The organism is Agrobacterium leguminum, from assembly GCF_015704895.1.
In the GTDB taxonomy this organism is placed as follows: Bacteria; Pseudomonadota; Alphaproteobacteria; order Rhizobiales; family Rhizobiaceae; genus Agrobacterium; species Agrobacterium leguminum.
In genome coordinates this window covers 169,066-188,851 of sequence record NZ_JADQWB010000007.1, presented here as the reverse complement: position 1 = coordinate 188,851, position 19,786 = coordinate 169,066, and the positions used below count along the sequence as shown (strand labels likewise).

At 59.7% G+C, this 19,786-nt stretch carries 14 protein-coding genes; 10 read left to right on the top strand and 4 right to left on the bottom strand.

The window, feature by feature from the left end; all coding sequences use genetic code 11:
* Nucleotides 1-153 precede the first annotated feature (153 nt).
* Entirely contained in the window at nucleotides 154-1,680 is a 1,527-nt protein-coding gene (locus I3J13_RS13110; protein ID WP_196379063.1) for an ABC transporter substrate-binding protein, read from the bottom strand.
* Between the two features lie 504 nt (nucleotides 1,681-2,184).
* On the opposite strand from I3J13_RS13110, the gene I3J13_RS13105 reads away from it, so the two are divergent.
* From I3J13_RS13105 to I3J13_RS13090, 4 genes are all read left to right on the top strand, one after another.
* Nucleotides 2,185-3,309: a glycosyltransferase family 4 protein gene (locus I3J13_RS13105; RefSeq protein WP_174057747.1), complete on the top strand. Its 1,125-nt coding sequence runs from the start codon at nucleotides 2,185-2,187 to the stop codon at nucleotides 3,307-3,309.
* A gap of 414 nt (nucleotides 3,310-3,723) precedes the next feature.
* Nucleotides 3,724-4,920: a polysaccharide biosynthesis/export family protein gene (locus tag I3J13_RS13100; protein WP_196379062.1), complete on the top strand. Its 1,197-nt coding sequence runs from the start codon at nucleotides 3,724-3,726 to the stop codon at nucleotides 4,918-4,920.
* 291 nt (nucleotides 4,921-5,211) lie between these two features.
* Nucleotides 5,212-6,489: an efflux RND transporter periplasmic adaptor subunit gene (locus I3J13_RS13095; protein WP_196379061.1), complete on the top strand. Its 1,278-nt coding sequence runs from the start codon at nucleotides 5,212-5,214 to the stop codon at nucleotides 6,487-6,489.
* Nucleotides 6,486-9,626: an efflux RND transporter permease subunit gene (locus I3J13_RS13090; protein ID WP_196379060.1), complete on the top strand. Its 3,141-nt coding sequence runs from the start codon at nucleotides 6,486-6,488 to the stop codon at nucleotides 9,624-9,626. Before I3J13_RS13095 ends, I3J13_RS13090 begins: the two co-directional genes overlap by 4 nt.
* A gap of 103 nt (nucleotides 9,627-9,729) precedes the next feature.
* On the opposite strand, the gene smoA is transcribed toward I3J13_RS13090, so the two are convergent.
* Genes smoA through I3J13_RS13075 form a run of 3 tightly spaced genes read right to left on the bottom strand, consistent with a single transcriptional unit; the run spans nucleotide 9,730 to nucleotide 12,304 of the window.
* On the bottom strand, nucleotides 9,730-10,254 hold the full coding sequence (smoA, locus tag I3J13_RS13085; protein ID WP_003519878.1) for an NADH-dependent FMN reductase SmoA: 525 nt from the start codon (nucleotides 10,252-10,254) through the stop codon (nucleotides 9,730-9,732).
* Nucleotides 10,254-11,147, bottom strand: a complete 894-nt coding sequence (locus tag I3J13_RS13080) for an aldo/keto reductase (RefSeq protein ID WP_080854584.1) — start codon at nucleotides 11,145-11,147, stop codon at nucleotides 10,254-10,256. Before I3J13_RS13080 ends, smoA begins: the two co-directional genes overlap by 1 nt.
* Nucleotides 11,147-12,304: an LLM class flavin-dependent oxidoreductase gene (locus I3J13_RS13075; protein ID WP_003519880.1), complete on the bottom strand. Its 1,158-nt coding sequence runs from the start codon at nucleotides 12,302-12,304 to the stop codon at nucleotides 11,147-11,149. Before I3J13_RS13075 ends, I3J13_RS13080 begins: the two co-directional genes overlap by 1 nt.
* A 100-nt stretch (nucleotides 12,305-12,404) precedes the next feature.
* Between I3J13_RS13075 and I3J13_RS13070 the strand changes: the two genes are divergently transcribed.
* The 6 genes from I3J13_RS13070 (at nucleotide 12,405) to I3J13_RS13045 (ending at nucleotide 19,774) form a co-directional block, all read left to right on the top strand.
* A complete protein-coding gene (locus I3J13_RS13070) occupies nucleotides 12,405-13,109 on the top strand; it encodes a GntR family transcriptional regulator (protein WP_196379059.1) in 705 nt (234 codons plus the stop codon).
* Between the two features lie 335 nt (nucleotides 13,110-13,444).
* A complete protein-coding gene (locus tag I3J13_RS13065; RefSeq protein ID WP_196379058.1) occupies nucleotides 13,445-14,521 on the top strand; it encodes an ABC transporter ATP-binding protein in 1,077 nt (358 codons plus the stop codon).
* Between the two features lie 50 nt (nucleotides 14,522-14,571).
* Nucleotides 14,572-15,822 (top strand): ABC transporter substrate-binding protein, encoded by a 1,251-nt coding sequence (locus tag I3J13_RS13060; RefSeq protein ID WP_196379057.1) that lies wholly within the window; start codon nucleotides 14,572-14,574, stop codon nucleotides 15,820-15,822.
* A gap of 174 nt (nucleotides 15,823-15,996) precedes the next feature.
* Entirely contained in the window at nucleotides 15,997-16,908 is a 912-nt protein-coding gene (locus tag I3J13_RS13055) for a carbohydrate ABC transporter permease (RefSeq protein ID WP_020810525.1), read from the top strand.
* A 4-nt stretch (nucleotides 16,909-16,912) separates the two neighbouring features.
* The gene (locus I3J13_RS13050; protein WP_003519886.1) at nucleotides 16,913-17,767 is read left to right on the top strand and encodes a carbohydrate ABC transporter permease; all 855 of its coding nucleotides are present in this window, start codon (nucleotides 16,913-16,915) and stop codon (nucleotides 17,765-17,767) included.
* 12 nt (nucleotides 17,768-17,779) lie between these two features.
* Nucleotides 17,780-19,774: an alpha-glucosidase gene (locus tag I3J13_RS13045; protein ID WP_196379056.1), complete on the top strand. Its 1,995-nt coding sequence runs from the start codon at nucleotides 17,780-17,782 to the stop codon at nucleotides 19,772-19,774.
* Nucleotides 19,775-19,786 lie beyond the last annotated feature (12 nt).

Sequence of the window (19,786 nt, the reverse complement as noted above, 5' to 3'; positions counted from 1 at the left end):
TGCTTAAAGATCGACTGCGCACTTCCGTCATGCCGGACTTGATCCGGCATCCAGCCACCACGCGTCCGCGTGGTGAAAAGGTCTCTTGCGACCAAGGACTTGATCGCGCTGGACCCCGGCTCAAGGCCGGGATGACGGCGTGCGGTGCCGGCCTTATTTCGTAACCGATGCATTCCAGAAATACGGCCATGGAGCCGGATCGACGCCTTCCAGCTTGTTGGACTTGGCCGCCACAGCATTGAAGTCGCCGATCTTGATGAGCGGCAGCTCGGCATAGATCGTCTTCTGCACATTGGCCCAGAGCGCGACGCGTTTCTCCGGATCGGCTTCCGAGGTGAAGGCGTCAACCGCCGCCTTGCGCGCCGGCGTATCCCACCAACCCGGCGAGCCGGTGGAGAGCGCACCGATCAGCGCCGGCTCCGGCAGGAAGGGGCTGTGGGTGATGTAGATATCCCAGAGCTTCGGGTCGGCGCGGCGCTGCGTCAGCGTCGCCCAGTCCACTACCTGCATATCCACCTTGAAACCGGCAAGCTTCAGATATTCCGCCGCGACCTGCGCCATCTTGTAATGGAACTCATACTGGCGGCTGGTGAGGATGCGCAGCGGCTCGCCGTTGTAACCGGCCGCCTTCAGCTTTTCGGCGGCGGCTTCCGGGTTGCCAAGATTGTAATTGCCCTCGACGCCCTCTTCCGAATGCCAGGAGAAATTATCGGGATAATAGGCGCCGTCGAGCGCATAGAAATCCGTGCTGCCGAATGCAGCCGCCAGCATATCCTCCATGTTCAGCGCTTCGGTCACCGCCTTGCGGACCTCCAGCTTGGAAGAAAGCCCCTCCTTCGTGTTGAACACGAAGACCGGATAACCGAAAGGCTTCAGCATCAAAGGCTGCGAGGCAGACGACGACTTCACCTTGCCGAAGGATTCCACCGGTATGGAATCGACATAATCATATTGCCCGGAAACGGCGGCTTCGACGCGGGTATTCGGATCGGGCACCGGAACGAAGCGGATTTCATCGAGATACTGATGGCGTGCGCCGCCATAACCGTCGCTTTCGCCATCGCGGGACTTGTAACCATCGAAGCGCACGAGCTGGATATATTGGTCGGCCTTGCGTTCCTTCAGCATATAGGGGCCGGTGCCGATGAATTCGGCCATCGGCTCCGCCTGCTTTTCGGCCGGCAGGATGATGGCTGCGGAATTGTTGAAGGCGAGCAGCGAGGCGAGCGGCGCATAGGGCTGCTTGAGGGAGATCGTCACCGTTCCGGCATCCGGCGCGGAGATATTGTCGATAAAGCCGGCTGCCTGTTTGCCGCGCGAGGCGATCTTCATCCAGCGGCCGAGCGAGGCGACGACATCTTCGGACGTCATGTCGCTGCCGTCATGGAACTTGATGCCCTGCCTGAGCTTGATCGTGTAGGTTTTGCCGTCCGCACTGATCTCGGGCAGGCTTTCCGCCAGAAGCGGCGTCACCTTCCAGCCCTTGTCGAAGGTATAGAGCGTTTCGAAAATATGCTGCGTGACGATGCCGACGAGATCGGCGGTAGACGCCATGGGATCGAGGGTCGGCGGCTCGCCGATCGTGGCGACATTGATAACGCCACCCTTCTCCGCAGCCATCATTACACCCGGCGCAAGCAGCAAAGCGGCGGTGGCGAGAAATGCAAGTTTACGTCTCATGGTCAAGCTCCCAGCTCTCATGTGTTCCATTATTATGTTATATGCATCTTTATAACAGAATATCTCGATAAGACGCCTTGTCAATGACAATGCGGCACGATGATGGGTTTCCATGATCGGCGAAACGCAAGACAGGTCTTTGCGAAAGAAAGCGGCACCGTTTAAGGCGATGAAAAAACGGGAGTTTCGCCAAAAAAGCGACGTGCCGTGATATCCATCTTTTCCGGCTGGAAGAGAGGGCATGACGACCGGCGTTTGACTGCACAGGAAGAAAAGGGAATTAAGAAGGTTGGATATTTCGCATTTGCGAACAAAGTGCTATTAAAGAGCGGACTAACGCTAGGCCGCCACAGACATACCCGCATATTCTTATTAATAATTACGCCATTTGACGCCGCCAGCCGTATTTTCAAGGGCTGCAGACAGACCTGATATTCTACACCGCCAAACTTTATTCCATGGCGGAACATTAATTTTTATTACGTTGAAATTATTGAGGAAATTATGAAGACGGCAATCGTGCATGACTGGCTCACCGACAGAGGCGGGGCCGAAAAAGTGCTTCACAACCTTCTTGAAATTTATCCTCACGCGGATCTGTACTGCCTTGTCGATTTCATGAGCGAGCGCGACCGGGGGTTTCTCGGCGGCCGTCCCGTCAACACTTCCTTCATCCAGAAGCTGCCTTTCGCCCGGAAAAAATACCGCTCCTATCTGCCTCTGATGCCGCTTGCCATCGAACAGTTCGATCTGAGCGGCTACGATCTGGTGATTTCCTCGAGCTATGCGGTTGCCAAGGGCGTCATCACCGGCCCGGGCCAGTTTCACGTCTCCTATATCCATAGCCCCATCCGCTACGCCTGGGACCTCCAGCACCAGTATCTCAAGGAAACCAGACTGACGCGCGGCTTCACCTCATGGATCGCGCGCGCCATTCTGCACTATATCCGCATGTGGGACATCCGCACCGCCAACGGTGTCGACTTGATGACGGTCAACTCCAAATTCATCCGTAACCGAGTGCGCAAGTGTTATGGCCGCGATTCCACCGTGATCTATCCGCCGGTGGACACGTCCCATCTTTCCCCGTCCGAGCTTAAGGGTGACTATTTCGTCACGGCATCGCGGCTCGTGCCCTACAAGAAGGTGCACCTGATCGTGGAGGCCTTTGCAAAGATGCCCGACAAACGGCTGGTCGTCATCGGCGACGGGCCGGACATGAAACGCATCCGCGAAATCGCCACGCCGAATGTCGAAATCCTCGGTTTCGTCGGCAATGACGAGCTTCACAAATACATGGCCGAGGCCAGGGCCTTTGTTTTTGCAGCAGAAGACGATTTCGGCATCGTGCCCGTCGAATCCCAGGCGCTCGGCACACCGGTCATCGCCTATGGCAAGGGCGGCGTGCTGGAAACCGTCGTTCCGCTCGGCGCCTCCAACCATCCGACCGGCCTTTATTTCGGTGAGCAGACACCGGAGGCGATCTGCGCCGCCGTACAGGAGTTCGTCGACAATTCCGACCGCTTCGACAAGAACGCCTGCATCAACAATGCCGCCCGCTTCTCACGCGAGCGTTTCCTGCGGGAATTCGCGGACACCGTGAATTTCGCACTGGCTGAACGGGCGTGACGGGCACATAAAAACATTTACAAAACAATTGATTAGTCTTCATGCAAGTCAACAGCAAAAGAAACCGCGCAAGCGTGACAAAACTGCACTAGCGCAATGCAGCAATCAAAGAGATTATGGCATCCAACTGAATATTGAAGCGCAACAATACTGACACCGTCAGGGGATTCGAACATCGTGCCTCGCCCGGAATTTTTCGGCGCAGTTGAGCGATGATGAACTTGAAGCATCGTCTGAAATTGGGCATATGCCTGATAGGGGACGTAAACATCCCGGGATGCGATTCCGCTGAACGGATGTAATGCCGGTTTGGATTTCCTTTACCGGTGTCATTTATGAAGTGCTTATTTTTAAAAACTTATACGATGTCCGGATTATTTCTGCTTTTCGGACGGCATTCATTTCGAGGACCAAATGCGTTTATTGAATGTTTCGATTCTGCTTACCTCTGCAGCACTGGCGGGTTGCACGGTTACTGCGGCCTCCGGCCCCGATGCAGCCTCGATCGAATCTAACGCTTCCGTGAAATTCGCCTCCAAGGACAAGCAGAAAACCGCCGGTGTCGACTACGCGCTGCTCGACATCAACAGCTCCGTACTCAATTATGTCGGCGACACCACAACCACCACTCTGCTCGGCAGTTTCGGCGGCGGCAAGGGCGGCGTTCCGGCGCTGCCGATGGGCGTCGGCGACGTGGTGCAGGTCGCGATCTTTGAAAGCCAGGCCGGCGGCCTGTTCATTCCGAACGACGCCGGCAGCCGTCCCGGCAACTTCATCAGCCTGCCGAACCAGACCGTGGACCGGGAAGGCAATATCAGCGTTCCCTATGCGGGCAAGATTCGCGCCACCGGCCGCAATGTCGAGGATGTGCAGAGCGAAATCGAGGAACGGCTCGCCAACCGCGCCATCGAGCCGCAGGTTCTCATCACCAAGATTTCCAGCCGCTCCGCACAGGCCTCCGTGCTGGGCGACGTCAAGGAACCGACGAAGGTTCAGCTTTCGGAAGCGGGCGATCGGGTTCTCGACGTCATCTCCTATGCAAAGGGCCTCAGCGCCCCGAATATCGAATCCTATGTCACGCTGATCCGCCGCGGCAAGACCGCCCGCGTCAACTACAACCACCTCGTCAGCACGCCGTCCGAAAACATCTATGTGGTTCCGGGTGACACGATCATGGTGGAGCGTGAACGCCGCACTTACCTTGCCTTCGGCGCTTCGGGCCTCAACGGACGTTTCGAGTTCGAGGATGCCGATCTCAAGCTTTCGGATGCACTCGGCAAAGCGGGTGGACTGCTCGATTCCCGTGCCGACCCGGCTCAGGTCTATGTCTATCGTATCGTCAAGCGCGATCTTCTCGTGAAGCTCGGCATCAATACGTCGAAGTTCCCCGGACAGGACGTTCCGGTCATCTTCCGCGCCAATCTGCGCGATCCGTCGACCTTCTTCGCCGCCACGAAGTTCCCGATGCAGGATCGCGACATCATCTATGTCACCAACTCGCAGGCCACCGAACTTTACAAGTTCCTGGATCTCGTCGGCTCCGTACCGGCAACGACAGGCAATGTCGCCGAGGACGTGCTTGCGACCCGCAACGCCATCCGGGCCTTCTAATCGGAGGCTTTTCGCCGTTCATGCCAGAGCCGCCCCGGAAACGAGGCGGCTTTTTCTTTGGCCGGAACCAGCGGCGAACGGGAACATGGTCACGCATTGCACGGGGGAGGAACCGAAACCGTCTGCTACCCCCAAAAGACAAGGCATATAGCGACGGTCATTGTCGCCGCCATTACAAAAGTTTAAGGTGATTTCGCAGCGCATTGGGTGTCTTGTGGGGGAAAGCTGCTCCCAAGGCTTACCGCACATGTTCGGTAAACATGTATCGCTCTCATTACGCGGAATCGTCAGATGAAACGTTTCTGGACCGCTCTCAGCGTTCTTGCCATCGCAGCCGCCGGTGCCTGGTATTTCAAGGATCGCCTGCCGCTCGATCAAGTCCCCTATCTCAAGCAATTTGCCAGCGTATCTCCCAGGGCCGACGCCGAAACGGCGACGCAGTCCTCCCAAAGCGGCCAACCAGCCCGGCAGCAGGGACAAAGACAGGGCGGAGGGCGGCGCAATGGCGGGCCACCCACCGTCAGCACCATCGCCGCCGGCAAGGCGACGCTGCCGATGGATGCAACGGCGACGGGCTGGGCGGTTGCGGCCGACATCACCAATATCGCGCCGCTTCAGGCCGGCCTCGTCATGGAAATCGAGGCGAAGGACGGTCAGCATATCAAGGCGGGCGACCTTATCCTCAAGATGGATGACCGCATCGCCCGCGCCGCTGTCGACAAGGACAAGGCCAATATCGCCGCCGATCAGGCAACGCTGGAACAGACGGAGGCCGCCTTCCAGCGCGCCGCCAATCTCGTCAAGCAGAGTGCGGAATCCCAGCAGGTGCTGGATCAGGCAAGGGCGGCGCGGGATAGCGCCAGCGCCAAGATCGATGCCGACAAGGCAACGCTTGCCTCCGACCAGGTGACGCTCGAACATATGGAAATCCGTGCCCCCTTCGATGGGCGACTCGGCGATATCAGCGTCAGCCCCGGCGCCTATCTCAGCGCCGGCGTCAATATCGTGACGATCACCAAATACGATCCGATTTCGGTCAGTTTCCGGCTCTCACAGCGCTATCTACCGCAATTGCGCGAAGGCGTGGCGAAGGATACCGCAGTCGATGTCGACCCCGCGGCGACGGGGGGCGAACCGATGAGCGGCGTACTGCGGTTCTACGACAATACGGTGGACCAGACCTCCGGTACGGTGCTGGCCAAGGCGGAATTCAAGAACGATCGTGGTCTTTTATGGCCCGGCCAGTCCGTCAACGTCACGGCCCACTTCGTGTCGGACGATGAAATGATCGTCGTACCGACGGTTGCCGTGCGGCCGGGGCCGAAGGGCAACTTCGTCTATACCGTCGATAGCGAGCATCATGCCCATATGACGCCGGTGGAAGTCGCCCGCTCGAATGGCGATCTTACCGCCATCGCAAGCGGCCTCAATGGTGGCGAGCATGTGATTATCGAGGGTCAATCCGAACTTGCCGACGGCCAGTTCGTGGTCGAGCAATTTTCCGACAAGGGCGGCGCGGCCGGCAATCTGGCCGCCAATATTCCGCAGGAAAAGGTTGGCGACCAATGATCCCCAATTTCTGCATCAACCGGCCCGTCGCCACCACGCTTCTCGCCATCGGCCTGGTGCTGGCCGGGCTTGCCGGCTTCCGCCTGCTGCCCGTAGCCGCCCTGCCGAAGGTGGATTTCCCGACGATCAACGTTTCCTCGTCGCTTTCCGGCGCTTCGCCACAAACCATGGCCACATCGGTCACCACACCGCTGGTCAAGCAGTTCGAGACCATTCCCGGCGTCAGCGAAATCAGCGCCACCAATACGCTCGGCAACAGCTCGATCGTGCTGCAGTTCGATCTCAACCGCGATATCGATGCAGCGGCGGCCGATGTGCAGGCCGCGATTTCCCGCGCGCAGCGGCAATTGCCGAGCAACATGACGACAACGCCGAGCTATCGCAAGACCAACCCAGCCGATGCGCCGGTGCTGCTGCTTGCCGTCAACAGCAAGGAGATGCCGACCAGCAAGGTCGATGAAATCGCCGAGAACATCATCTCGCCGCTTCTTTCCACCATATCGGGCGTCGCGCAGGTGAGCATCTATGGCGCGCAGACCTATGCCGTGCGTATCGGCCTCGATCCGGCCCAGCTTCAGGCAAGAGGGCTCGGCGTCGACACCGTCACCACCGCCATCGCCCAGGCGAATAATCAGGTGCCCGTCGGGGCGTTGCAGAACGACAATCAGCGCCTGACGATCGAGGCCGATACCCAGCGCACCAATGCGGCCGCCTTCCGCTCGCTGGTCGTCTCGACGAATAATGGCGCACCGATCCATCTCGGCGATATCGCCAATGTCACCGACAGCATCGACAACACCAATGCCGGCAGCTGGTTCGACGGCGAACAGGCCATCGTTCTCGCCGTCCAGCGTCAGCCGGACGCCAATACCGTGGACGTAGTGGACGCCATCAAGGCCAAGCTGCCGGCGCTTCACCAGCAATTGCCGCCTTCGGTCAATATCAACGTCATGAATGACGCCTCAACCGCTATCAAGGACGCGATTTCGGACGTGCAGTTCACGCTGTTTCTCACCATCGGGCTGGTGGTCGCGGTCATCTATCTCTTCACGGGGCACCTGACGGCAACCATCATTCCGGGCCTTGCCGTGCCTCTGTCTCTCATCACCGCCTTCGGCATGATGTATGTTCTGGGCTACAGCATCGACAATATCTCGCTGCTCGGCCTGACACTTTCGGTGGGGCTGGTGGTGGACGACGCCATCGTCATGCTGGAAAACATCCTGCGCCTGCATGAAAAAGGCCTGCCCATGCGTGAAGCGGCCCTTCAGGGCGCGGCGGAGGTCAGCAGCACCATTCTCTCCATGTCCGTCTCGCTGGTTGCGGTCTTCATTCCCATCCTGTTGATGGGCGGCGTCATTGGCAGGCTCTTCAACGAATTCGGCATGGTTGTCACGCTCGCGATCATGGCCTCGGCGCTGGTCTCGCTGACGGTGACGCCGATGCTCGCTTCGCGCCTCTCCGGCCACTCCTCCAGACCACCGGCGATCATCCGCTGGTTCGATGCGGGTTTCGAACGCACGCTGCGCGCCTATGGCCGCGCCGTCGGCTGGTGCCTCTCCCATCGCCGCATCGTTTTGGCATCGTTTCTCGCTTCGGTCGCGGCATCGCTCTATCTCTTCGAAACCCTGCCCTCCAGCTTCTTTCCCCAGGAAGATATTGGCCGTCTTTCGGTTTCAACACAGGCGCGTGAGGATATTTCCTATACGGCGATGCGCGATCTCCAGGCTCAGGTCGCCGATCAGATCCGCAAGAATCCGGCCGTGGTGCATGTCACCTCCATTGTCGGCGGCAATTCCCGTAACCCGCTGAACAACGGCTCGATGTTCGTGGAGCTGAAGCCCAAGGAAGAGCGCGCGCCGCTCAGCCAGGTGCTGGCGGAACTGGGGCAGGCCACATCGAAAGTGGCGGGCATCCGCACCTATATCAATCCGCAGCAGAGCCTGCGTTTCGGCGGGCGCAGCTCCGCCAGCCAATACCAGCTCGTCGTTCAGGGCCTGAATGCCGACACGACCAATGAATGGTCGAACAAGCTGATGGAGGCGATGCGCCGCGACCACACCTTTACCTCCGTCACCTCGGACGCCCAGAACGGCGCGATCGCCGCGACGATTTCCGTCGATCCGGAAAAGGCCGCCGCCTTCGGCATCACCAATGACCAGTTGCGCAAGACGCTGGAAATGTCCTTTGGCGGTTATACGGCGGCACAGATCCAGTCCACCGGCGACAGCTACGACGTGATTGTGGAATTCGACAGCTCGAAACCGTGGAATGATGATTTCCTCAGCGATATCAACATTCTTTCGGCGAAATCGGGCGTTCTGGTTCCGCTTTCAAACTTCGCCACCCTCACCCGCACGCAGGCGCCTGTCACCATCAACCAGACCGGCCAGCTCGTCTCCACCACCATCTCCTTCAACCTGCCGGACGGCGTGGCGCTTTCCGATGCCACAAGCCGGATCGATCAGATCAAGAGCACGATAGGCCTGCCGCAGGATGTCTTCACCAGCTATGGCGGCACGGCGGCGATCTTCCAGCAGAGCCAGGGCAATACCGGCATCCTCATTCTGGCGGCGGTGCTGACCATCTATGTGGTTCTAGGCGTGCTTTACGAGAGCTTCATCCACCCGCTGACCATCCTCTCCGGCCTGCCGGCGGCGGCCTTCGGCGCACTGGTGGCGCTGAAGGTGATGGGCATGGATTTCTCGATCATCGCGCTGATCGGCCTGCTGATGCTGATCGGCATCGTCAAGAAAAACGCGATCATGATGATCGATGTCGCGGTGGAACTGATGCGCGAAAAGGCCGAACCGCCCGCAACCGCCATTCACGAGGCCTGCGTGCGCCGTTTCCGGCCGATAATGATGACGACCTTCTGCGCGCTGCTTGGGGCGCTTCCCATCGCACTCGGCTCGGGCGCGAGTTCGGAACTGCGCCAGCCGCTCGGCATCGCCGTGGTCGGCGGCCTCATCGTCTCGCAATTGCTGACGCTGTTCATCACGCCTGTCATCTTCGTGGAAATGGACCGGTTCGGCCATTTCCTCACCGGGCTGTTTTCCCGCCGGAAAAAGGCGGAAAAACACGCTGAACCGCAGAAGCCGGAAGGGACCGGCGAACCGGATTCCGTTGCCGCTTAACGCAGATTTTCGAGGCGCTTCAGCGCCTCGAAACCCGCTACGGCGCTACGGCTGCAATAACAGAGACCTCTGTCAGAGAATATGAAAATCCAGCCAGGCTCTTTTATTGCCGCGAAAACCGGCCAAAGGCTCCACCCGAAAAGCATAGCGGGTCCCCGTCGCGATGGGCGGCGCGCAGCACCTCGCCGACGATGATGGTGTGGTCGCCCGCATCGTGGGACGCCGCCTGCCGGCATTCGAAACGGGCAAGCGTGCCGGGAATGACGGGAACGCCCTCGTCATTCATTTCCCAGTCAAGATCATCGAAAGCGCGGCCGTTGCGGGTGAAGCGGGCGCTCAGCACATCCTGATCGGCGCTGAGCACATGGATGGCGAAATGGGTGGCGCCGCTGAAGGCCTGATAACGCGACGAGCTTTTGGCCGGCGACCAGAGTACCAACGGCGGATCGAGCGACACGGATGCGAAGCTGTTGACCGTCATACCGATCGGCCCTTCCGGCGTCGTGGCGGTCACCACCGTCACACCTGTCGTGAAAGCGCCGAGCGCATTGCGGAAGCTGCGGCTGTTTTCACCGCCGGGAACGAATACATGCTCATTGGGCATTTTGATCGCCTCTGCCACTGTCATCACGGCACCTCTTTTCCAAGCGCAAGGGTATAGAGTTCGAACCACGTCTGGCGGTCCATCGTCACGTTGAGGGCATCGGCCGCCGTTCTGATACGCTCGATATTGTTGGTGCCGAGCACAGGCACGATCTTGGCCGGATGCCGCAAAAGCCAGGCGATCGCCACTGCCGTGGCATCCACGCCCTGTTCCTTGCCGATGCGCTGCAGGGCGGCCATGGTGCCGCCATGGGCACCGGAGAACAGCGAGCCGCCGCCAAGCGGCGACCATGCCATTGGAGAAACACGCTTTTCCTGCAGGAAGGCCAGATCGCCATTGGTGAAGCAATCCGTGGCGAGAAGGCTCATTTCGATCTGGTTGGTCACGAGCCGGTTGCTCATCGCCGATTGCAGCAGGGAGAAATCCCACGGGCGGAAGTTGGAGACGCCGACGGCCTTGACCTTGCCGGATGCCACCAGCGCATCGAGTGCCTTGCCGGTTTCTTCCGCATCGATCAACGGATCGGGACGGTGAATGAGCAGCAGGTCGACGTGATCCGTCCCCATGTCGCGAAGCGATGCCTCGACCGAGGCGTTGATGTGGCCGGCCGTCGTGTCGTAATGTTTGACGCGGGCGGCGGCGTGACGGCCTGCGGGTGCAACGATGCCGCATTTGGTGACGATTTCTATTCTGTCACGCAGCCCCGGAGCGGCTTTCAGGCCGGCCCCCAGAATGGCTTCCGCCGTGTATCCGCCGTAAATATCGGCCTGATCCATGGTGGTGATGCCCTGCGCGAGGCAAGCCTCGATCTTGGCCTGCACATGGGCGGGCGAGGTATCGGCATCGTCGCCGATGCGCCACATGCCGTAGACGATGCGGCTGAGTTCGAGTTTGTCGGAAAGAGCGATACGTTCCATCAGTGGCGTTCCCCGTTGCCGAGCGGCGTGGCCGGCGTTTCAGAAGGCACCCGGCCATAGGCATGCGGCAGGGAGCAGGTTTTCATCTGCGGCAGAACCTTGGTGCCGAAGTGCTCCGCCTCATCGAGATGCGGATAACCGGAAAGGATGAAGGCGCGAATGCCCATCTTCTGGTATTCCTCCAGCGCCGAAAGCACCTTGTCGGTGGAACCGACCAGCGCCGCACCGCAGCCCGAACGCGCCCGGCCGATGCCGGTCCACAGATTGGGTTCGACATAACCGAACTTGTCGGCGAGTTCGCGGGCACGCGCCTGATGCGACACGCCGAGCGAGCCGCTGTCATGCGCGCGGTTGCGGATCAGTTGCCCATATTCGTCATCGAGCTTCGAGACAAGATGTTCGGCATATTCGCGGGCTTCCTGTTCGGTATCGCGCACCACCATATGAACGCGCAGGCCGTAATCCAGCGTGCGGCCATGGGCGGCGGCGCGCTCATTTGCGGCACGCATGCGGTCCGCAAGCTGGTCCTTCGTTTCCGGCCACATCAGATAGACGTCGCATTGCGCGCCGCAGAGTTCCAGCGCATCCGGCGAGTAGCCACCGAAATAAAGGAGCGGTCCGCCATTCTGCTGATAGGGTCTTGCCGGCTCGGTGGAGACGCCCTTGAACTGGTATATTTCGCCGTCATGGTCGATGGTGTCGCGCGTCCAGGCCTGGCGCAGAATCTCAACCACCTCATGGCTGCGCTTGTAGCGAAAGGCGCTATCGGCCACTTCGCCGGGGAAATCGGAGCTGATGACGTTGAGCGTCAGGCGGCCTTTCAGCATGTGGTCGAGCGTCGCCACCGTGCGCGCCAGCATGATCGGCTGCATCTCGCCGCAACGGATAGCAGCAAGAAAATTGATGCGGTCGCTGATCGGCGCACAGCCGGCGACGAAGCTCAGCGTATCCTGCCCCACCTGATAGGAGGAAGGGCAGAGGATGTTGCGAAAGCCGAGTTCTTCGGCCTTTTTGACGATATCGGAACAATGTTCGAAACTGGAGCGCAGGCTGCCATCCGGCACACCAAGATAGGCGTAGTCATCGGAACACAAAGCGGAAAACCAGGAGACCTCGGCAGCATCGAGATCAGCGGATGTAACGGGTACGACGGTCATGCAATTCCTCCTCAGGGCCGCTCTCGTTTTTCTTGCATAACATCAAGAAATATGTAAATCAATGATGTATCAATTTTTGTTTCGGGGGAGGAAACGGCATATGAAACACACTGGCGGCAGCCTGCCAATGTATATGCAGATCGCGGAAATGCTGGTGCGCGAAGTGGCGGCGGGCCGGCTGATCGATGGCGAGAAGCTCGCGCCGGAGCGCGATATGGCGGCCGATCTCGGCATCGCCGTTGGCACGCTTCGCAAGTCGCTCGCCGAATTGCAGGAGCGCGGCCTGCTGGAGCGGGTGCAGGGCTCGGGCAATTACATTCGCGCCGTCAGCGATCCGCAAAGCGTCTACGCCTTCTTCCGGCTTGAACTGATCGAGGGCGGCGGCCTGCCGACGGCGGAGGTTCTGGATGTGGCACGCCTTGCCAAGCCTGCCGACCTGCCCGCTTTCGGCACATCGACCGAAGGACACAGGATTCGTCGCCTGCGGCGCATTGCCGGCAAACCGGCGGCCATCGAGGAAATCTGGCTGGACGGTTCTTACGTCGACACCATCGCCATCGAGAACATGTCGGAATCCCTCTATCTCTATTACCGCACCCGCCTCAACCTCTGGATATCGAAGGCGGAGGATCGCATCGATCTCGGCGAAGTACCGGAATGGACGCCCGAGGTCTTCGGTCAGAAATCAGGCGCGCTGGTGCCGCGGGTGTTGCGTCTCAGCCAGGCGCAGGACGGTGCGGTGGCCGAAGTTTCATGGACCTGGTTCGACCATAGCGTTGCGCGATACGTTTCTCGCATACGTTGAGACTGCGCAAAATTCGCGTGATCCAGATGAACGGAGAAATTTGACGGGAGGCAAGCAAGCAGCGGCCTGTCTCGCAGGCTGTTTTGCGACTATATTTCTTTAAATCAATGACTTAATAGTTTTTGATTTCTGTCAGAAATAAAATTGATACACTATTGATTTCCTTTTTTTGAAAGGTAATATCACGTCCTCAGGGAGACAGGCGTTTCGCCATCCCACGATATCGCCAGACAATCGGGATCGATTTTCGACGATGCGATGCGTGGAACTTGAAGGTTGATACCGGCAATGGCGTCCATCCGAATTCTGGACGCGCCGGTCGTGAGGAGGAAAATATGGCTTCGGTCAGCCTGCGCAAGCTGGACAAGAGTTACGGTGCGCTTCGCATCGTCAAGGGCATAGACCTTGAAATCAACGATGGCGAATTCGTCGTGTTCGTCGGCCCTTCCGGTTGCGGCAAATCGACGACGCTGCGCATGGTCGCCGGGCTTGAAAGCATTACCGGCGGCGAAGTGAAGATCGGTGACCGCGTCGTCAACCGGCTGCCGCCGCGCGAGCGTGACATCGCCATGGTCTTTCAGGACTATGCGCTTTATCCGCACAAGACGGTGCGCGAAAACATGGGTTTCAGCCTGAAGGTGCGCGGTGTCAGCGCCTCGCAGGCCAATGCCAGCATCGACGAGGCGGCGAAGATGCTGGGCATCGAGCACCTGCTCGACCGTCGGCCCGGCCAGCTTTCCGGCGGCCAGCGCCAGCGCGTGGCCATGGGCCGCGCCATCGTGCGCCGCCCGCAGGTGTTTCTGTTCGATGAGCCGCTTTCCAACCTCGACGCCAAGCTGCGCGGACAGGTGCGCACGGAAATCAAGCGGCTGCACCAGCAGCTCGGCACGACCATCATCTATGTCACCCATGACCAGGTGGAGGCCATGACGCTGGCCGACCGTATCGTCATCCTGCGCGGCGGCGATATCGAGCAGGTCGGCACGCCGGACGAGGTCTATAACCGTCCGGAAAGCGTGTTTGTCGGTGGTTTCGTCGGCGCGCCGGCGATGAATTTCGCACGCGCAAAGGTGAACGGCGACCGGCTGGTATTTTCCGACGGCAACGCCCTGCCGATGGCCGCCATCCGGCCATCGCGGGAAACGGGCCTCGAAGGGCGCGAAGTCATCGTCGGCATTCGTCCGGAACATTTCGGCCCCGTCGAGGGCTTCGACACGCAGCTTGCGGTCAAAGTACAGGTAGTGGAACCGCTGGGCTCGGACACGCTCGTCCATTTCAGCCTTGGCGATGCGGCGCTGACCGCACGCATGCCGCCGCATCTGCGGCCTGCGCCAAATGAGGAACTGAAGATCGGCGTCGATCCGTCCAAGGTCCATCTTTTCGATGCAGCAACGGAACGCTCGATCCACTGATTGCCGGGCGAGAAACGCTGCGGCCAAGTATTTAATAACGGGAGGAACACATGACATTCAAAGCTATCGGGGGCAAAGCCCTCATGGGTGCCGCGCTCTGCGCAACCATGCTCGCCTTTTCGGGACAGGCCTTTGCCGACGCCGAACTGAAGATCTTCGTTTCCAGCCAGCATCAGCCCGATGTGTGGCGCAAGGCGCTCGATCAATATGAGGCCAAGACGCCCGGCGTGAAGGTGGTCATCGAGACCGGCGGCAACACCTCGGAAATGCAGGCGCAATATCTCAACACCGTGATGTCGGCCAAGGATTCGAGCCTTGACGTGCTGATGCTCGACGTCATCCGCCCGGCACAGTTCGCCACCGCCGGCTGGACCAGCGATTTCTCCGGCAAGGACATGTCCGCCTATCTGCCGACCTATGCCGAAGCCAACACCGTGGACGGCAAGATCGTGGCGCTGCCCGCCTTTGCGGATTCCATGTTCCTTTATTACCGTAAGGACCTGCTCGACAAATACGGCATCAAGCCGCCAACCACCTGGGACGAGCTTAAGGAAGCCTCCAAGAAGGTGATGGAAGGCGAAAAGAACCCCGAGCTTCAGGGCCTGTCCTTCCAGGGCAAGGCGATCGAAGGCGCGGTCTGCACCTTCCTCCTGCCCTATTGGAGCGAGGGCAAGTCGCTGGTTGAGAACGGCAAGCTGAATTTCGACAACAAGGCTGCTGTGGATTCGCTGAAGCTCTGGAAGAGCTTTGTCGATGAAGGCATTTCCAAGAAGAATATTTCGGAAGTGGCGACCGACGACACCCGCAAGGAATTCCAGGCCGGCAAGGTTCTCTTCGCCGTCAACTGGTCCTACGCCTGGACTCATTTCCAGGGCAAGGAATCGCAGGTGAATGACAAGGTTGGCGTCGCCCGCCTGCCGGCCGTCAAGGGCGGCGAGCAGACGACCTGCCTCGGCGGCTGGGAATTCGGTGTTTCGGCCTATTCCAAGCAGCAGGAGGAAGCCAAGAAGCTTGTGGAATATCTCTCCGGTCAGGATGTTTCGAAGTTCATGGCCATCAATGCCACGCTGCTGCCGACCTATGCCGCTCTCTACAAGGATGCGGATGTGACCAAGGCGATCCCGTGGTTCGCGGATGCCCTGCCCGTCGTCGAGACCGCCAAGGCCCGCCCCGTGACGCCGCGTTACAACGAGGTCAGCGAGACAATCCGCACCACCGTTAACGGCGTGCTCGCCGGCGTGATGACGCCGGAGGACGGCGCAAAGCAGATGGAAAGCCGTCTGCGGCGCGTTCTGCGCTAAGCTTTGGGCCGGAAAGCGGCATGCCTGCCATGCCCTTTCCGGCCGCTTCGACTGACAGGAATAAGGACGCCTGAAAGGCGCGATAAACGGGCCGGATAAGAACCGGTCCGATCGGGAGACGACGACGTGAATCCAGTTGCGGGAGTGGCAGACGTGACAATGCCGGAAAGAACCATGGTTCGGGTGGACGAGAAACCGCAGCCGCGCTGGACGCGGTGGCTCGATCTCGGCGACCGGCCGCTGGCCGTGCTTCTCTTGGCGCCGGCGGCAATCCTGCTGTCGCTCATCATCGTCTATCCGGTGGCGCGGCTCGTCTATACCTCGTTTTTCAGCCTGTCGCTGACATCGGGCCTGCCGGCGGAATTCATCGGCTTTGAAAACTATACGGCGATGTTCGACGACCCGATCTTCTGGGAAACGACCTGGAATACGGTTCTGATAACGCTGATCACCGTGCCCGGCGCGCTCATCATGGGCCTTGGCCTCGCACTGCTCGCCAACCTGCCTTTTTCCATGCAGTGGCCGATGCGGCTTTCGCTGCTGATCCCCTGGGCGCTGCCGCTGTCCTTCGCCGGCCTCATCTTCGCATGGTTCTTCCATTACGAATACGGCGTCGTCAACGATGTGCTCAACCGTTTCGGCTTCGAAGGCATCATCTGGTTCAATTCGCCGAACTGGGCCTTTGCGGCCATCTGCCTGACGATCATCTGGAAGACATCCTCCTTCATGGCGCTGATGATCCTCGCCGGCCTGCAGACCATTCCGCGTTCGCTCTACGAGGCGGCGGACGTGGATGGCGCCGGCAAAATCCGGCAGTTCTTCGAAATCACCCTGCCGCTTCTCAAACCCTCGATTGTCGTCGCCCTCATCTTCCGCACGATCACGGCGCTGCAGACCTTTGATATTCCTTACATGATGACCGGCGGCGGCCCCGGCACATCCACCACGACGCTTGCCATGTATATCCACCAGAACACCGTTTCCTTCCTCGATCTGGGTTACGGTTCGGCCTTGGCGGTCATGATGTTTGCCCTCTCCATGTGCGTTACTGCCGTTTATCTCCGCATCATCAGGACGAAGGACTGATCCCATGAGCACCGTTGCGAATTCCGGTCTGTCCTCCTTCTTTTCCGGCAAGCCGCTGCGCTTCATCGCGGCCTCCATTCTTTTGGTCAACGGCCTGTTTCCGGCGATCTGGATCCTTTTCACCTCGCTGAAGACCGAAGCGGAACTGACGGTCAAGCCGATCACCTGGTTTCCGCACGCGCCGACGCTGGCCAATTACATGCAGGCCTTTTCCGACCAGCCGCTGCATCTCTTCCTGTTCAACAGCTTCATGGTGGCGCTGCTTTCGACCGCGCTCACCATCCTGATTTCGGTGCTGGCGGCTTACGCGCTGGCGCGGCTGAACCTCAAATATCGCGCGCTGATCCTCTCGCTCATCATCGCCGTCTCCACCTTCCCGCTGGTGACGCTTCTGGTGCCGCTGTTCGAAATCATGCGGGCGCTGAACCTGCTCAACAGCTGGACGGCGCTTATCCTGCCCTACACGGTGCTTTCGCTGCCGGTCTGCACGCTGATGCTGGTCTCCTTCTTCGAAAGCATTCCGCGCGATCTCGAAAACGCCGCCATGATCGACGGCTGCACCCGCATCGGCGCGCTATTCAAGGTCGTCGTGCCGCTCTGCGCGCCGGGCGTCTTCACCGCCGGCATCCTTGCCTTCGTGAATGCCTGGGATGAGTTCCTGCTGGCGCTGTCCTTCAATTCCAATCCGGCGCTCCGCACGCTTCCCGTTGGCATCCAGCTTTATCAGGGTGAATTCGCCTTCCCCTGGCCGGTCATTTCGGCAGCGCTGGTGGTTGGCATCGTGCCGGTCGCGATCCTGATCGTCATCTTTCAGGAACGGGTCGTCTCCGGCCTCACCGCCGGCGGTCTCAAGGGCTAAACAGGTACAGTCATGCATTTCGAAACGACCAAAGACGGCTTCACGCTCGCGATAGGCAATCGCACCATACTTTCCCATTCATCCGAAAACCCGGCCTTCTTCGCCGGTTTCGGCAAGGAGCGAATGGATATGTATCGCGGCAATTTCGATATCGAGGACTACCTTATCGAACGAACCGCCCTGCGCCACGCCGAGGTCAGCGGCGACAGCGTCACGCTCTCATCCGCGCAGGGACAGGCACCGCGCCTTCGCCTGACGCTCGACGGCAATGCGATGCGGCTCACCGCACTGGATGAGACCATCAACCGCCTCTGGCTGCGCGTCGTGGCGGAAACGAATGAGCATGTCTGGGGCGGCGGCGAGCAGATGTCCTATTTCGACATGCGCGGCCGGCATTTCCCGCTCTGGACCTCCGAGCCGGGGGTCGGCCGCGACAAGACCACCGAAATCACCTTCAAGTCCGATGTCAGCGGCAAGGCGGGCGGTGATTATTACAACACCAACTACCCGCAGCCGACTTACCTGTCGTCGCGCAGATACGCCCTCCATGTGGAGACAAGCGCCTATTCGGTCTTCGATTTCCGCAACGGCGATTTCCATGAGATCGAAATCTGGGCCATCCCCGAAAAGATCGAATTCTTCACCGGCGACGCTTTTACCGACATCGTTTCCGCCCTCTCCCTGCGCTTCGGACGCCAGCCGGAACTGCCGGAATGGATCTATAATGGTGCGATCATCGGGTTAAAGGACGGCGTCAACTCCTTTGCGCGACTGGAGAAAATCCGCGCGGCCGGAACGAAGGTGTCCGGCCTCTGGTGCGAAGATTGGGTGGGTCTGCGCCAGACATCCTTCGGCGCGCGCCTGTTCTGGGACTGGCAGGCGAATGATACGCGTTATCCGCATCTGCGCCAGAAGATTGCCGAGCTTGCCGATCAGGGCATCCGCTTCCTGGGTTATGTGAACCCCTATCTCTGCGTCGATGGCCCGCTCTTTCCGGTTGCCGAAGAAGCCGGTTATTTCGCCACCGACGCCGAGGGCAAGACGGCGCTGGTGGATTTCGGCGAGTTCGATTGCGGCGTGGTCGATTTCACCAATCCGGCCGCCGCCGACTGGTTTGCCGAGGAGATCATCGGCAGGAACATGCTCGATTTCGGCCTTTCCGGCTGGATGGCCGATTTCGGTGAATATCTACCCATCGACATCACGCTTTCCAATGGCGTCGACGCCAAGCTGATGCACAATGCCTGGCCAACGCTCTGGGCCGAGGTCAACGCCAAGGCCGTCGAAAGTCGCGGCAAGACCGGCGAAGCGCTGTTCTTCATGCGGGCCGGCTTCACCGGTGTGCAGGCCCATTGCCCGCTCATCTGGGGCGGCGACCAGTCGGTCGATTTCTCCCGTCACGACGGTCTGGTCACCGTCATCTGCGGGGCGCTCTCCTCCGGCCTCATGGGCAATGCCTATCACCATTCCGATATTGGCGGTTACACCAGCCTGTTCGGCAATGTCAGAACCGCAGAGCTCATCATGCGCTGGACGGAGATGGCCGCCTTCACGCCGGTCATGCGTACCCATGAGGGCAACCGGCCGCGCGACAATCTCCAGATCGATCAGGACGAGGCGGTTCTTGCCCATTTCGCCCGCATGACATCCATCTATGTCGCGCTGGCCCCTTATCTGAAATCGCTCTCGGCGGAAGCGGCCAGAACAGGCCTGCCGGTGCAGCGTCCGCTCTTCCTGCACTACGAGAATGATCGGCGGACCTATACCATTCAGGACTGCTATCTCTACGGGGCGGACATGCTTGTCGCACCGGTCTGGAAAGCGGGCGAAACGCAACGCTCGCTCTATCTTCCGGGCGACGGTGAATGGGTGCACCTGTGGAGCGGCACGCATTATCCCGGCGGACAAAACGCCACCGTCGACGCGCCGCTCGGCGAGCCGGCGGTATTCTATTCTGCCGATAGCAGCCATCGTCCGCTGTTTGAACAGCTTCGCACCATCGGCTGAACGATAGCCGAG

What these genes read in the sequence shown, in the direction of transcription:
- I3J13_RS13110 (WP_196379063.1), bottom strand. Translation starts at nt 1,680, where the DNA reads ATGAGACGTAAACTTGCATTTCTCGCCACCGCCGCTTTGCTGCTTGCG.
- I3J13_RS13055 (WP_020810525.1), top strand. Translation starts at nt 15,997, where the DNA reads ATGGTTCGGGTGGACGAGAAACCGCAGCCGCGCTGGACGCGGTGGCTC.
- I3J13_RS13105 (WP_174057747.1), top strand. Translation starts at nt 2,185, where the DNA reads ATGAAGACGGCAATCGTGCATGACTGGCTCACCGACAGAGGCGGGGCC.
- smoA (WP_003519878.1), bottom strand. Translation starts at nt 10,254, where the DNA reads ATGACAGTGGCAGAGGCGATCAAAATGCCCAATGAGCATGTATTCGTT.
- I3J13_RS13100 (WP_196379062.1), top strand. Translation starts at nt 3,724, where the DNA reads ATGCGTTTATTGAATGTTTCGATTCTGCTTACCTCTGCAGCACTGGCG.
- I3J13_RS13045 (WP_196379056.1), top strand. Translation starts at nt 17,780, where the DNA reads ATGCATTTCGAAACGACCAAAGACGGCTTCACGCTCGCGATAGGCAAT.
- I3J13_RS13080 (WP_080854584.1), bottom strand. Translation starts at nt 11,147, where the DNA reads ATGGAACGTATCGCTCTTTCCGACAAACTCGAACTCAGCCGCATCGTC.
- I3J13_RS13065 (WP_196379058.1), top strand. Translation starts at nt 13,445, where the DNA reads ATGGCTTCGGTCAGCCTGCGCAAGCTGGACAAGAGTTACGGTGCGCTT.
- I3J13_RS13075 (WP_003519880.1), bottom strand. Translation starts at nt 12,304, where the DNA reads ATGACCGTCGTACCCGTTACATCCGCTGATCTCGATGCTGCCGAGGTC.
- I3J13_RS13095 (WP_196379061.1), top strand. Translation starts at nt 5,212, where the DNA reads ATGAAACGTTTCTGGACCGCTCTCAGCGTTCTTGCCATCGCAGCCGCC.
- I3J13_RS13050 (WP_003519886.1), top strand. Translation starts at nt 16,913, where the DNA reads ATGAGCACCGTTGCGAATTCCGGTCTGTCCTCCTTCTTTTCCGGCAAG.
- I3J13_RS13090 (WP_196379060.1), top strand. Translation starts at nt 6,486, where the DNA reads ATGATCCCCAATTTCTGCATCAACCGGCCCGTCGCCACCACGCTTCTC.
- I3J13_RS13070 (WP_196379059.1), top strand. Translation starts at nt 12,405, where the DNA reads ATGAAACACACTGGCGGCAGCCTGCCAATGTATATGCAGATCGCGGAA.
- I3J13_RS13060 (WP_196379057.1), top strand. Translation starts at nt 14,572, where the DNA reads ATGACATTCAAAGCTATCGGGGGCAAAGCCCTCATGGGTGCCGCGCTC.